At 43.7% G+C, this 12,764-nt stretch carries 14 protein-coding genes and 2 pseudogenes; 7 read left to right on the forward strand and 9 right to left on the reverse strand.

Annotated elements, in window-relative coordinates; all coding sequences use genetic code 11:
- The first annotated feature begins 283 nt into the window (after positions 1–283).
- The 4 genes from ABXT59_RS00740 to ABXT59_RS00755 all read left to right on the forward strand — a co-directional run bounded on the left by ABXT59_RS00740 (position 284) and on the right by ABXT59_RS00755 (position 5,380).
- Positions 284–2,659: an efflux RND transporter permease subunit gene (locus ABXT59_RS00740; RefSeq protein WP_443637048.1), complete on the forward strand. Its 2,376-nt coding sequence runs from the start codon at positions 284–286 to the stop codon at positions 2,657–2,659.
- Positions 2,656–3,453, forward strand: coding sequence for an outer membrane lipoprotein-sorting protein (locus tag ABXT59_RS00745; protein WP_443637049.1), 798 nt, complete (start codon positions 2,656–2,658; stop codon positions 3,451–3,453). Before ABXT59_RS00740 ends, ABXT59_RS00745 begins: the two co-directional genes overlap by 4 nt.
- A gap of 1 nt (position 3,454) precedes the next feature.
- On the forward strand, positions 3,455–4,654 hold the full coding sequence (locus tag ABXT59_RS00750; protein WP_443637050.1) for a hypothetical protein: 1,200 nt from the start codon (positions 3,455–3,457) through the stop codon (positions 4,652–4,654).
- 129 nt (positions 4,655–4,783) lie between these two features.
- On the forward strand, positions 4,784–5,380 hold the full coding sequence (locus ABXT59_RS00755; protein ID WP_443637051.1) for a tetratricopeptide repeat protein: 597 nt from the start codon (positions 4,784–4,786) through the stop codon (positions 5,378–5,380).
- A gap of 36 nt (positions 5,381–5,416) precedes the next feature.
- Here ABXT59_RS00755 and ABXT59_RS00760 read toward each other — a convergent pair whose 3' ends face one another.
- The 7 genes from ABXT59_RS00760 to ABXT59_RS00790 all read right to left on the reverse strand — a co-directional run bounded on the left by ABXT59_RS00760 (position 5,417) and on the right by ABXT59_RS00790 (position 10,077).
- Positions 5,417–6,091: a gamma-glutamylcyclotransferase family protein gene (locus ABXT59_RS00760; RefSeq protein ID WP_443637053.1), complete on the reverse strand. Its 675-nt coding sequence runs from the start codon at positions 6,089–6,091 to the stop codon at positions 5,417–5,419.
- Positions 6,092–6,211: 120 nt separating this feature from the next.
- Complete coding sequence (locus ABXT59_RS00765; RefSeq protein WP_443637054.1) at positions 6,212–6,805, reverse strand: hypothetical protein; 594 nt, start codon at positions 6,803–6,805, stop codon at positions 6,212–6,214.
- Positions 6,806–7,034: 229 nt separating this feature from the next.
- Positions 7,035–7,415, reverse strand: coding sequence for a hypothetical protein (locus ABXT59_RS00770; protein WP_443637056.1), 381 nt, complete (start codon positions 7,413–7,415; stop codon positions 7,035–7,037).
- Between the two features lie 189 nt (positions 7,416–7,604).
- Positions 7,605–7,874: a hypothetical protein gene (locus ABXT59_RS00775; protein ID WP_443637057.1), complete on the reverse strand. Its 270-nt coding sequence runs from the start codon at positions 7,872–7,874 to the stop codon at positions 7,605–7,607.
- Positions 7,875–7,919: 45 nt separating this feature from the next.
- Positions 7,920–8,207: a hypothetical protein gene (locus ABXT59_RS00780; protein WP_443637058.1), complete on the reverse strand. Its 288-nt coding sequence runs from the start codon at positions 8,205–8,207 to the stop codon at positions 7,920–7,922.
- Between the two features lie 244 nt (positions 8,208–8,451).
- Positions 8,452–9,879 (reverse strand): aldehyde dehydrogenase family protein, encoded by a 1,428-nt coding sequence (locus ABXT59_RS00785; protein WP_443637059.1) that lies wholly within the window; start codon positions 9,877–9,879, stop codon positions 8,452–8,454.
- 9 nt (positions 9,880–9,888) lie between these two features.
- On the reverse strand, positions 9,889–10,077 hold the full coding sequence (locus ABXT59_RS00790; protein ID WP_443637061.1) for a hypothetical protein: 189 nt from the start codon (positions 10,075–10,077) through the stop codon (positions 9,889–9,891).
- A 223-nt stretch (positions 10,078–10,300) separates the two neighbouring features.
- Here ABXT59_RS00790 and ABXT59_RS00795 point away from each other — a divergent pair, with 223 nt between their 5' ends.
- Together ABXT59_RS00795 and ABXT59_RS00800 are read left to right on the forward strand one after the other, a co-directional pair.
- Complete coding sequence (locus tag ABXT59_RS00795; RefSeq protein WP_443637062.1) at positions 10,301–10,474, forward strand: hypothetical protein; 174 nt, start codon at positions 10,301–10,303, stop codon at positions 10,472–10,474.
- A 17-nt stretch (positions 10,475–10,491) separates the two neighbouring features.
- Positions 10,492–10,788, forward strand: a complete 297-nt coding sequence (locus tag ABXT59_RS00800) for a DUF4214 domain-containing protein (protein ID WP_443637063.1) — start codon at positions 10,492–10,494, stop codon at positions 10,786–10,788.
- A gap of 46 nt (positions 10,789–10,834) precedes the next feature.
- On the opposite strand, the gene ABXT59_RS00805 is transcribed toward ABXT59_RS00800, so the two are convergent.
- Positions 10,835–12,064, reverse strand: coding sequence for a DUF4214 domain-containing protein (locus tag ABXT59_RS00805; RefSeq protein WP_443637064.1), 1,230 nt, complete (start codon positions 12,062–12,064; stop codon positions 10,835–10,837).
- A 15-nt stretch (positions 12,065–12,079) separates the two neighbouring features.
- Positions 12,080–12,148, reverse strand: a pseudogene (locus ABXT59_RS00810) (hypothetical protein); the annotation flags it as partial.
- A gap of 18 nt (positions 12,149–12,166) precedes the next feature.
- On the opposite strand from ABXT59_RS00810, the pseudogene ABXT59_RS00815 reads away from it, so the two are divergent.
- Positions 12,167–12,391 (forward strand): annotated as a pseudogene (locus ABXT59_RS00815) (aldehyde dehydrogenase family protein); the annotation flags it as partial.
- Positions 12,392–12,764 lie beyond the last annotated feature (373 nt).

Genomic DNA, 12,764 nt, shown 5'->3' on the forward strand with positions numbered 1-12,764 from the left:
AATATTCACTTACAAAGCCGAAAAAGCCTGTGCTTATATCACTAGCATGTTCCCATTGAGTTGATTCTGTATTTTTTAATACCTGTTAGTATTTTACTTTGTAGTTTTTAATTTGTTGCCGTACAATGGCGCCTAATTTGATCTAAAGCTTTAACTAAAAATTACCGTATAAAACCATATCATTCAAACTAAACGCCACTCTAGCACTCTAGCACTCTAGCGCTGGGCATCAAGGGTGTTTGCTATACTTAAATAGTGATGATCCAATTAACTTGAGGAACACATGAGAGAACGTATTTATAACTTCGCACTTAATAAGCCATGGATTACACTGCTAATCTCTTTGTTACTGGTTTTTGCTACGGGCTTTGGTGCCCAAAACCTAGTGTTCAAAGGTGATTATAAAGTTTTTTTCAGTGAACAAAACCCTGAACTCACAGCCTTTAAGTCGATACAAGAAATTTATGCCAAAAGTGAAAATGTGGCGTTTATTCTAGCGCCAAAAAATGGTGATATTTTCACTAAAGACAACCTTGCTGCGGTCTACTGGCTAACGAATGAGTCATGGCAAGTGCCTTATTCAACGCGTGTTGACTCAATTTCAAACTTTCAACACACCACTGCGGAAGCGGATGACTTAATAGTCGAGGACTTAGTATTAGACCCGGATGTCTTGCTCGCATCTGACATGGTTAGATTAAAAGAAATCGCTACTACTGACCCTTTACTGTTAAATAAAATAGTATCCGCAACAGGGCATGTATCCATCGTTAACATCACCAACCAACTTCCTGGTATTGATCCAATAGGAGAGATTCCAGAGGTGTCAGCTAAAGTACGTGACATTAAAGGAGAGTTTGAAGAAAAGTTTCCTAACATCGACATTCAGCTTACTGGCATGGTGGTAATGAACGATACCTTCTCAGAAACCACCATGTCAGATAGTGGCACTTTAGTTCCTATCATGTTCGGCATTGTGTTACTCACGATGTTGTTATTGCTACGCAGTTTTACAGGTACTTTAGCCACTTTAATCGTCATCATCTTTAGTATTATAACCACCATGGGCGCAGTGGGGTGGCTTGGTTTTTTCATAACGGCACCGTCTTCCAGTGCCCCTATTATGATCATGACTTTAGCGGTCGCTGATTGCATACATATCCTTACCAGTTATTACTTTGAAATGCGCCAAGGCAAAGCTAAAAGAGAGGCCCTGCTAGAAAGCTTAAGGGTTAACTTTAAACCTATACTACTCACCAGTGTCACCACTGCGATTGGTTTCATGAGCATGAACTTTTCAGACTCGCCTCCATTTCGCGACTTAGGTAATATGGTGGCGATTGGCGTTATGCTGGCCTTTGTCTTCTCCATCACTGTATTTCCTGCATTATTGATGATGTTGCCCGTCAAGGCGAGCAAGGTATCACCTAAAAGTCACTATGGTTTAATGGAAAGGTTTTCCGATTTAGTGGTTGCCAAGCGCAAGATATTATTGCCAGCCAGCATATTGGTTATCGTCGCCATAGCTAGTTTTCTTCCACAAAATAAGTTGGATGATAATTTTGTAGAATACTTTGATGAAACGGTGCCATTCAGGGCCGCCACTGATTTTATGGAAGACAATCTGTCTGGCTTATCATCCATAGAAGTGTCCATCAATAGCAGGGAAAGCAGTGGCATTAATGACCCTGCATTTTTGAAAACAGTGGGTGACTTTAGTGAGTGGTTGCGTCTGCAGTCGTACACTGATCACGTGAATAGCATCTCTGACGTACTTAAACGCCTAAATAAAAACATGCATGGCGATGACCCAGCGTTTTATAAATTACCTGAAGAGCGTGAATTGTCTGCTCAGTATTTACTCTTGTACGAAATGTCTTTGCCCTATGGTTTAGATTTGAATAATCAACTAAACGTTGATAAATCCTCTACCAGAGTCATTGGTACATTCAAAAACCTTTCCTCTATGGAACAAATTAACATAGAGCAAAGCATGTATGAGTGGTTTGCTAAAAATGCTCCGGCATACCAGATTTCTATCTCTAGTCCGACTCTAATGTTTGCTCATATTGGCCAACGTAACATTTACAGTATGTTATTTGGCACCACGGTGGCATTATTGTTGATCTCATTATTATTAGCCTTTGCATTACGTTCTGTGCGCTATGGCATCATTAGCTTGTTACCCAATCTTATCCCAGCCTCAGTAGGTTTTGGTCTTTGGTACTTTATTGATGGTCAGATCGGTTTAGCCCTTTCTGTTGTTACTGGCATGACGTTAGGTATCGTGGTGGATGATACTGTGCATTTTTTATCAAAATATAAGCATGCAAGAGACGCTTACGGTAAAAACTCAGAAGAAGCCGTAAAATATGCCTTCAGCAGTGTTGGGCGAGCGCTTTGGATAACCACCTTAGTGTTGGTTGCAGGTTTCATGGTGTTGGCACAATCAAGCTTTAAACTGAACGGTGATATGGGCCTATTAACTGCTGTGACAATTGCGGTTGCGTTGATTGTAGATTTCTTATTCTTACCGCCATTACTCATGCTATTAGATGGTAAAAAAGAGTCAAAAAAAGATGCGAAAACAGAGTCAAAAACGTCTCAGTCAAGTGCTGGGGACGAAACTTTAAACCTTGTGAATGGAAATGCAACATGATGATTAAACACCTAACCAGTGCACTTATTGCAGGTGTCGTAATAGCTTCAATTTCTGGCTTCACTTTTGCAGACGCTGCGGAAGATAAAGGCTTAGCCATCGCCCAACAAATTAAACTTCGTGACGAAGGTTGGATCGATATGACCGCCTCTATGAACATGGTGCTGCGCAACAAAAATGGTCAAGAAAGCGTCCGCGAAATTAGAATGAAAGTTTTAGAAGTGGCTGATGATGGTGACAAAAGTTTAAGTATTTTTGACCGTCCAAAAGATGTTAAAGGCACGGCCTTCCTAAGTTTTTCACACACGGATGGAGCGGACGATCAATGGCTATACCTGCCTGCGCTCAAGCGTGTTAAACGCATTGCCTCACGTAATAAATCAGGTCCTTTCATGGGGTCTGAATTTTCTTTTGAAGACTTATCTTCGTTTGAAATTGCTAAATATAGCTATAAATTTATCAAAGAAGAGGCCTGTTCAATTGGGATCTGTTTTGTGGTTGAACAATACCCCACTGATAAAAACTCAGGTTATACAAAGCGCATTGTGTGGGTTGATAAAGCTGAATATCGCATGTTAAAAACGGCTTTTTATGATCGCAAAAACAGTCTGCTAAAAACCTTAAGCGCTGAGGATTATCAGCAATACAAAGGTAAGTTCTGGCGTCCTAATGCCATGAAGATGGTGAATCACCAATCGAAGAAAAGCACTGATTTAACCTGGGATTCATACCAATTTGGTAATGGCTTATCTGCCGCAGACTTTAACCAAAACACGCTAAAGCGAGCTCGCTAGAATGAAAAAAATGGTCTACTTAGCCATCAGTGGTGGGTTGCTTATGCAACCTGCTATGGCTGATGATGTGTTTTTTGAAGCCTCTGGCAAGGTCAGCACAGAGGCAACAATATATGTTCATGAAGGCCAGTTTGCTAATCAAGATTATCGCACTAATTTTTCCTTAGCCATTGAGCCAGAGTTTTATTGGGACTGGAATGGACAACAAGACAGCTTAACGTTTAAGCCTTTCTTTCGAAAAGATCAGCGCGATAATGCGCGCACCCATGCCGATATCCGTGAGCTCAACTGGGTCCACCTAAACGATGATTGGGAACTTAGAACCGGTATCAGTAGTGTGTTTTGGGGGGTCACTGAATTTCAAAATCTAGTTGATGTGATCAACCAAAAAGACGCCGTTGAAGGATTAAATAAAGAACATAAACTAGGCCAGCCCATGATTAATCTGTCCTTAGTCAAAGACTGGGGTATTGTTGACGTCTATGTTTTGCCTGGTTTTAGAGAGCAAACTTCAGCAGGCACTAATGGCAGACTCAGAGCTGGCGCGGTGGTTGATGCTTCCGCTACCACCTATGAGGCTAGCAACAACAGCAAGCACACTGACCTAGCAGTGCGTTGGGCTCACTCTTTTGACGTCTATGACATGGGTGTGCATTGGTATAAAGGCACTAACCGAACACCCCTACTCACGGCCGTTACGAGTAATGGACAAACTATTTTAAGCGCTCATTATCAAGCCATTGAACAAATCGGATTAGACCTGCAGGCGACCGTTGATAGTTGGCTATGGAAAGGGGAATTAATTCACCAAACCAACCCCATAGAGGATTTTTGGGCCAGTCAACTTGGCACAGAATATACGTTCTATGGTATTCAAGACTCGGCTACCGACCTGGGGGTCTTGTTTGAATATGGCAAAGACCAACGTGGTACTCGGGCCAATGCTTTCATGCAAAATGACTTTGGTGTGGGGGCTCGCTTAGATCTCAACAATACCCAAAGTACCAGCCTCTTTGCTGGTGTGATTTACGACTTAGATTTTCACACCACCAGTGCTTCAATTGCCGGCAGCCAGCGACTTGGAGAAGATCGTAAGCTCTCCTTTGAAGCCCAAGTATTTGCGTCTGAAAACAGCAGCGATCCAGCTGCAATTTTTGCCAAAGATGATTACATCAAACTCACCCTAGACAGCTACTTTTAGGGCCATCTTTGACAGGTTAAGCACATCAACGCACACCCAGCGCTCCCTCATTACCAAGCATAATGTGGATTTGCATCAAGCATTAATTAATTGGAGTTTTAACACAGTGATGAGTCAAAGGAGTTAACTATGGGCATCACTCGGAAAGTGTTAGCCTTAACCTGCGGCCTATTTTTCAGCCATGGGTGGGCCCATGGGGCGTCGCTAGATAAAGGACTGGAAGCCTATCAAGCAGGTGATTTTAAAACCGCGTTAGCCCAGTGGCTTTTGTTTGCCGAACAAGGCAATGCATCAGCCCAATCTAATGTGGCATTAATGTATGAACAGGGCAAGGGGGTGGTTCAAAACCATCAAGCAGCTGTGCATTGGTACACTTTAGCTGCCGAGCAAGGAGAGGCTATTGCGCAGGCAAATTTGGGCGCTATGTATGATACTGGCCGAGGTGTCGCCGAGAATGATAACACAGCCATAGAGTGGCTTAATTTAGCCGCTAGACAGGGCTATGCTCATGCTCAAGCTTATCTTGGCGTAATGTACGTTAATGGTGAAGGCGTCACTACTGATTACTTACGAGCCTATATGTGGTGGAGTTTAGCCGCTGATAACGGTGACCAGCCTAGTGCTCAATATCAACACAGTATAGCCAGCAAAATGTCACCTGCCCACGTGACTAAGGCCCAGAAAATGGCCATCAGGTGCTTCAACAGTGACTATAACGATTGTTGACCCCTCACATTTGCCCACACGCAAGTCCAGCCCTGCTTAGACCCTAATCATCCAGCCCACAAGCGAACGGTTCCAGAGTGCTTCCACGAGCTGGTGGCAATGTTTTTCGTAGTGCTTTAGTGAGGGATGTAAAATTTTGGGCCAGCGACTTAAGTGGCGCACAAATACACCAGTTTGATCTTGTGGCTCAAGTGTCTTAAGGACCTTCGTTGCTAACAAGGCCTCTGTGTATTGGCTAGGAACGATGTCCATATTGCGATAGGCGTGGGTTAAATAATTTAGGTATTGCTGCGTGGGCTTGAGACCATTTAAAGGTATTTGACTTCGGTAAAAGTAAAACGGCTTACCTTGAACTTGTTGCACAATTTTTGCGTGGGCTTTTAAAAACGGCACCCCTTCAAAATAGTCCATGCGCTTGGCATCACTCTGTCTGATGAGGTACATTTTACCATAGACACAGTCACCCACTGAGGCATCGGCCGAGGCGAAGCCGTGGTTCTTATAAAAGCCTCTTTGACTAAAATTTAATACAGTATCTTCTAGCACATGGTCGAAGGTTTCATAAACACCAATGCGCCTAAGGCGCAATATGTCGGGACTAAGGTTGGCGCCAAAAGCAAAATAATACACTCGTTGATCACTGCAGGGTCTAATAATTCTGAGTAGCATTGCCCACTCAAACCCCAGTTTCCAAAAAATAATCCGTAACAAAATTAATCGCCTTTAATTGCAAGTGATCAAATAATGGGTGGCTCTATAAGGCACTATGTTGCTCAGCCATGGTCATTTGCTGAGTGCATATTTGGTTAGCCAATAAATATAATGGCCTTGTCAGACAAATACGGACATGCCTATCAAACTACTAAACTGTTTGCGCATTTCGTCTGACATGTTGTTGTCTTCAATGCAGATCATGTGCAATCCATTAGCATGCTTTGCCCAATCTAAGATTGCCTTACCCCCTCGATCGCCAATCGAACATCCGACCAAGCCAAGTTCTGTCAAAGTAGCAGGCAAAGAGTTAGCTAAATTTTTAGCCCCTTCGTCACCAATGGCATTGTAACTCAAGCTAAATGAACCAAGCCTAGCCAGCTCCAAAACGGGTGTTCTATCCAAAGCGTTTGCGATGAGCTTTGCATCAGCAGCGGTCATGTTGGCATTACGCAAATGGACATTTAAAGTGGGCAAACCAATCACACCTTTTGCAAGATCATCAGCAACCGCCTTGGTTAAATCAGACCCAATCGCCCTCAACGCAATCTCAAGGCTTTCTTCAAGGGTTAATTGACTAGATTGCAAAGTGTCACCGGCCATTATTTTTCCTCCTGTAATAGCCAAAGCAAGAGAAATAACGCCAAGGTTCAGACTAAATTTGCGCCGAGTACAAGTTGAATAGTGTGCCTTTATTTTTTGACCTTGGTTCAAGATTACGCCTACTTAAAAATCAACATTTAATCGCAGCCTTCTTCAATAGCCGCTTTCTTTAATAACGTCTGCATGCTCTAGTTATCTTATATCCTCTACCTGTGAGCATATCTGTGCACAAGTGTGGCGTCAAATGACGTAAGTACCACTCAACACTAGCCATACGGGTGCCCATCTCTATGGCTCTTTAAAGAAGATCAACAACGACCTCCTTTAAAGAGTAAGCATACTAGGCTGACTGATTAGACTTGATGAAAAATAAGGCCACAAAGCCAATAGTGATGACCGTACTTATCCAATCCATTGCCGCACCGGGGGCAGCTCCAGAACCAAGGATTTGATACAACTGCAAGATACTAAATAGACCCGCAATCAACGCAGCAGATTTTGCAGCTGTTTTAAGCTGATCTGCATTAGTCCATTTAGGTAAACCATAGTTGATAATAGCCAAACCTGCCATGGCTGTGCCGCAGGCTTGAGCCAGCGCAACCAACTCAAAAGAGGGAGTCCAGTTATACTGAGTAAAAACCATTTCGGGAATGAAAACTAACTGTAAAGCCCACATGCCAGCAAAAGCCGCCTGCAGTCTAAAGATTAAAGATAAACTCATAATATTTCCTTTTATTATTAAAATATTTGCGCCCAGTGGCCAGTGGCCGTGGGCCACTAGCGATAAGCTTAAACATCGTGTTTAGGGCCATGCTGCCAGTCAAGCGCATTTGATTCTTCATTCATTTTGAAAACCAAGTCGTCCTACATTGCCAGGCAATTGAAGCTCTTGATTTTTGTGTCACAATGATTACTCAACCAGCTTAATCATTTGTTGGCTGGCTAAAATTGCGCCTGCTTCTTGTCTTATCTTAATCATTTCAGGTTTATTCATAACCCCAACCATATGCTCCATGGATGGGACGTCCATGACCACCCACACTTTATTTTCATTACCTTCCTCATGCCCGTAGGCAAGAAGATTCATTTGGTTTTCTTGTCTGAAGCTTTCATTTTCAAGCATCAGTTTCTTCCAGTGCGCATAACCTAGGGACAATTCAACATTCATGATGGTTTTCATTTTAGCACTCTTCGTTTTTTGCACCGATTGGCACGTATGGTTAATTTAACTTCGGGTAAAGGCTTCGTCACTCATAATGGTGATGGTGGTGGTTTCTAGTAAAGCACCTGCGGCAGCTCGCTTTGCCTTTAAACCCTCATGGCCTCCAAAAGCCTTCATGGCTTCAGGTGAATCAAAGTCTATTAATACTATCATCTTGTTGTCATCGTCCTTTTCAGAACCTGCAAAGATTAACTTAGCGCCTAGGGCATTTAACTCAGACTCATTTTCAAAAAACATTTCTTTCCATGGTACGAAGCCACGAGCAAGATCTTGTGTAAGTTTAACAATCATTTTTTAATCCAGCATCCGTTATATAAAGTTTCAGGCGATCAGCAATGATCAACCCAATTAGTACTAATTTTTAACCCTAAACCACACTATATGGCGCCATCTAATTTAAAACTAGTTCATTTTCTGTACCGCTAAAAGAATAAAAAGTAGCTCACTGTCTCACGGGTTAAAATTCTACACATGCACTAGCTGTGGCCTCAATAATAGACCAATCAACATCAAGTCCTAGTCCTTATCAACTACCCTAGGTTAGACCATGTAGGGTCTTGGTTTCGAGGTAATCTTCAAGTCCCATCATACCACCTTCACGGCCATTGCCTGATTGCTTATAGCCCCCAAAAGGAGTGCCATAATTGATTCCAGCGCCATTAATATGCACTGACCCTGCGCGTAGTTTGGAAGCCACACGTGCGGCTCGATCTGTACTACCAGTTTGCATATAAGAGGCTAATCCGTAGGGCGTATTATTAGCAATGGCTATCGCTTCGTCTTCAGTCTCAAATGGAATAATCACTAGTACGGGGCCAAAAATTTCTTCTTGCGCGATACGCATGTTATTGGACACATTGACAAAAATGGTGGGCTTAACATACCAGCCCACATCTAAACCTTTAGGCCGACCTAAACCGCCTGCTAAAAGCGTGGCACCTTCGCTGATGCCAACCTCAATCATAGCCTGAACTCGGTCAAACTGAATTTTGTCAAACAAAGGCCCAATATGTTCGCCTTCTTCGCTTGGGTTACCCACAAGGGTCGCTTCTGCAGCGCCCTTGGCAATCTGTAATACCTCATCATAACAACTACGTTCGACTAGCAATCGAGTGGGTGCATCACAAGACTGTCCTGTATTGTACATACACTCCTCCACAGAAGCGGTCACTCGTTGTACTAAATCGCAATCGGCAAAAACGAGGTTGGGTGATTTTCCGCCCAGCTCTAAGGTTACCCGTTTAATAGTGTCTGCCGCATCGTGGGTGACGGCAATACCGGCACGAGTTGAGCCAGTAAAGGACATCATTTGCACATCCGGATGGCGAGACATGGCTGCACCAACTGTGGGACCATCACCATGGACGAGGTTAAATACCCCAGCAGGGTAACCTGCTTCATGAATGATCTCAGCATAAATCATCGCTGAAATTGGGGTGTGCTCCGACGGCTTTAAAACGCAAGTAGCGCCAACAGCTATTGCTGGCACAACCTTTAACACGATTTGATTCATGGGCCAGTTCCACGGTGTTATTAAACCACAGACACCAATGGGTTCACGTAATAGCACATCTTCATTGTCTAGGATCAGGCGCTCTTCAAGTGTTTCTAAGGCGTCAATAAAACCTTGTAGGTGACCCACTGCAGCATCGGCATGGGCCTCACGAGCCATAGAAATAGGCGCCCCCATTTCCAGAGACATGGCCTGAGCAAGGTCTTCAAAACGCGCCTCAGTCACTTCTTTGAGGCGATGTAACAAAGCTAAGCGTTCTGCTTTGCTAGTTTGGGAAAAACTTTCGAAGGCTTTGCTCGCCGCCGCAACTGCACGATTTACATCTATTGCATCACCCATGGCAACTGAACCTACTTGGCCCTCTGTCGCTGGGTTTAACACCTTTAACCTGTCAGTTGAATGGGGTTCCACCCAAGCACCATCAATATAGAATTTCGTTAGATTTTTCATAGGTCTGATTTACTCCGGTAGGGTGCGATCTATGCCACGCACTATGTTTTTATCAGGGTCAAAAAATGGCAAGTCAACGATTTCACAAGCATGATCAGTGCCATCGGTTAACCGCAAAGTTAACACTTTTCCAGCCCAATTACCCGGTGAGTTAAAATGGGCATAGCCAATGCCACACCCAAGGATAGGGGAAGGCACGCCAGCAGTTGATCACCAACTGGCACGAAAATCCACAAGCGTTATATACAAGCCTCCCTAAGTTAGCCAGACTCTGCGACGCAGTGCGTGCTCGGCCCCCTGTAAAAGGTATCTGGGCCCAACACTTCCCTGACTAAATTAAGAGCAGCAGTTGGATTAATATGATATACACAATTTTAGTGCTTTAACTTAGTCAACCTTCTCACGTACTAAGGACGTATCCATGCCAGCTATGAACCTTGCTAGACACCGCTTATCTAATGCCCTAGAGCAACGTGGCATTCATTTTGGCTGGGTCATGGTGGCGTTAGCTTTCGTGAATGCGCTCTTTGCCACTTCAGCAGTAGGAGTGCCCAGTGTCTTAATTGTGCCTATGGCTGTGATGAAGGTGGTTTAGGATATTGGATAGGACAGATGGACTTAGGAAAGACTTTGGTAGAGGTATCAGCAGGTTTTATTGATTCAGATGAGTTTAGAGCTTCCTACGGCACCAACCCCACCAACGGTGAGTTCCTCACCAAGGTGTATAACAATGTACTTGGTCGCGACCCTGATAGCGGTGGCTACGACTGGTGGGTGGATCAATTGGCCAATAACCAAGAAAAAAGCTGGAACAAGGTGATGGCAGACTTTTCTGAAGGCACAGAAAAGCAAGCCAATGTCCTAGAGCTGATTAGTAATGGGGTGCAGTATGACTTATGGGTAGCTTAGGCTTACTACTTATTCAAACTGGATTTGTCTAAGCCACCACCTGCACCTATCCTTCAAACGCATACGTTCCATCTGGCAGATGGGTAGGGAATTTGTACTGGTCGTCTGTAAGTAGGCTGTAAAGGGCTGGATCACCAGTTTGGACTAACTCGGCTGTATTGTATTGCCATTCTTTACCAATTATATCTAAGCGGCTAGCTTGTGCTCCTAAAATAGAGGTTAGACCCCAATACATGTATTCGGTAATCATGCACATATAGTTGCATGATGGATCTGTATAACTGTACCAAGCAGATTCTGGGTATTGCTCTGGGATCTCAATAAATTGGCCGCCTCGGGCCACGTCCATGGCGTCGGCTACACTAGTACCAGTTTTCTCGCCAAAGATTTCTGGGTAGGCAAGGGCATAACCATTTTGGGTAATTGAGTGTAGGATCTCTTCTAAAGAGGCATCGAACGCCTTAGGTAGGTTATTTACATGCCATTCAGGGCGAGTTTCTGTGTCACCTAAGTCCATCGTATATCGGCGTTGACCTTCTGTTATCACATCTAAATCACCCTCATTCTTCCAAAGACCTACGGTTGCCTTACTTGCAATAATGGCATCGACTACAAGTTGGTTATCCACCACGCCATTTTCATCATTATCAAGGTATTCGGCCATCACGTTTGCGGCATGTATTAGCTTATTTTCAGCCACGCCTTCAGCTGCATAAATACCGATACCAAAGACATCCACTTTACGCGTTAAAAGTTCATAGCCTGAGTCGCTGTGGGTTGTTACGGCTAGGTGAGCCGAAGCGGCAGCTTCACTAATAACTACAGATTCACTATTAGACACTGTTGCGTTAATAGCAGTATCAGATTTTTTATTATCATCAACTAAATTCTGAATAGTCTCATCAAAGTTCATTGATGCTGCATCACTTGAACTGTCCACTGTAGCCAGCATCTCACGCAAAGTAACGACTGCATCGGCACCTGCGTATGCTGCTTTCTTTTCTGCAGTATTAAGTGATGTATTAAAAGCCTTTGCCACGGCGAGTTTATTAGCCACCATCGTAGCATCACTTCCCGTAGCTCCATCAAAGACGTTTTGGGCAATCGTTATGCCAGTCATGCTGCCGTCTTCTAGTTTTCCTGCGTAGAACAACAGACCTCCCGTGTCTGGAGTGCGGCCTAAAATCTGCTGAAAAAGAGTTTTTACCGTGTCCTCGTTGGTTTTATTACCAAACAAGGTGACAGCCTCCTCAGATGCACCAAATGACTGAAGCATCACATCAAAAGTAACGCCTCTGTCTAACTGACTAACCCAGTGAGCCAGGCCACCAGGATCTGCTGGGCGGCCGTAGTACGCAATATATGCCTCTTGTACTTTACCGAATTTGGCTTAGCCGCTTACTTTTACACTCGTGACATAGGCCGGGTATGGCGTGTTGGTGAGGCCCTAGAGTATGGCATTGTCGGCATTAACGAAGGCATTATTTCTACCGAAGTGGCACCATTTGGTGGCGTAAAGCAATCTGGTATTGGCCGAGAAGGTTCACACTATGGCATTGAAGACTTTTTAGAAATCAAATACATGTTAATGGGTGGTTTGTAACCACACCCAGTCAATAAATGAGGACACTTTAATGTCAGAACAAAAACCAAGATCAGACAAGTTTGAAGCGGGTCTAAAAACCCGCAAAGCTGTTTTAGGTGATGTCTACGTAGATGCTTTATCTGAGTCAAATTGATAACCATGCACCCCAATTATAGACCTTAAAGCCTATATATTTATGGACAAAATAGCGATGCAATTATTGACCAAAGGGAACACCGACCAAGAAATAAGCTAACGCTGTTAGTAATATAAGAGAATTAAAAAAGGTCGTTCAGAGCGTAAAGCTGAAGGGCAGGGTGCATCGCCTCAGCCTATGCTGAATCAGCGTAGGCAATTAAAAATATAGTAGTATGTACAAAGATGACGTGAT

It is taken from the genome of Candidatus Njordibacter sp. Uisw_058 (assembly GCF_047730065.1).
Classification (GTDB): domain Bacteria; phylum Pseudomonadota; class Gammaproteobacteria; order Pseudomonadales; family Balneatricaceae; genus Njordibacter.

Coding starts and splice junctions, on each gene's coding strand:
- ABXT59_RS00740 (WP_443637048.1), top strand. CDS start 284: ATGAGAGAACGTATTTATAACTTCGCACTTAATAAGCCATGGATTACA.
- ABXT59_RS00745 (WP_443637049.1), top strand. CDS start 2,656: ATGATGATTAAACACCTAACCAGTGCACTTATTGCAGGTGTCGTAATA.
- ABXT59_RS00750 (WP_443637050.1), top strand. CDS start 3,455: ATGAAAAAAATGGTCTACTTAGCCATCAGTGGTGGGTTGCTTATGCAA.
- ABXT59_RS00755 (WP_443637051.1), top strand. CDS start 4,784: ATGGGCATCACTCGGAAAGTGTTAGCCTTAACCTGCGGCCTATTTTTC.
- ABXT59_RS00770 (WP_443637056.1), bottom strand. CDS start 7,415: ATGAGTTTATCTTTAATCTTTAGACTGCAGGCGGCTTTTGCTGGCATG.
- ABXT59_RS00775 (WP_443637057.1), bottom strand. CDS start 7,874: ATGAAAACCATCATGAATGTTGAATTGTCCCTAGGTTATGCGCACTGG.
- ABXT59_RS00780 (WP_443637058.1), bottom strand. CDS start 8,207: ATGATTGTTAAACTTACACAAGATCTTGCTCGTGGCTTCGTACCATGG.
- ABXT59_RS00785 (WP_443637059.1), bottom strand. CDS start 9,879: ATGAAAAATCTAACGAAATTCTATATTGATGGTGCTTGGGTGGAACCC.
- ABXT59_RS00795 (WP_443637062.1), top strand. CDS start 10,301: ATGCCAGCTATGAACCTTGCTAGACACCGCTTATCTAATGCCCTAGAG.
- ABXT59_RS00800 (WP_443637063.1), top strand. CDS start 10,492: ATGGACTTAGGAAAGACTTTGGTAGAGGTATCAGCAGGTTTTATTGAT.
- ABXT59_RS00805 (WP_443637064.1), bottom strand. CDS start 12,064: ATGCTTCAGTCATTTGGTGCATCTGAGGAGGCTGTCACCTTGTTTGGT.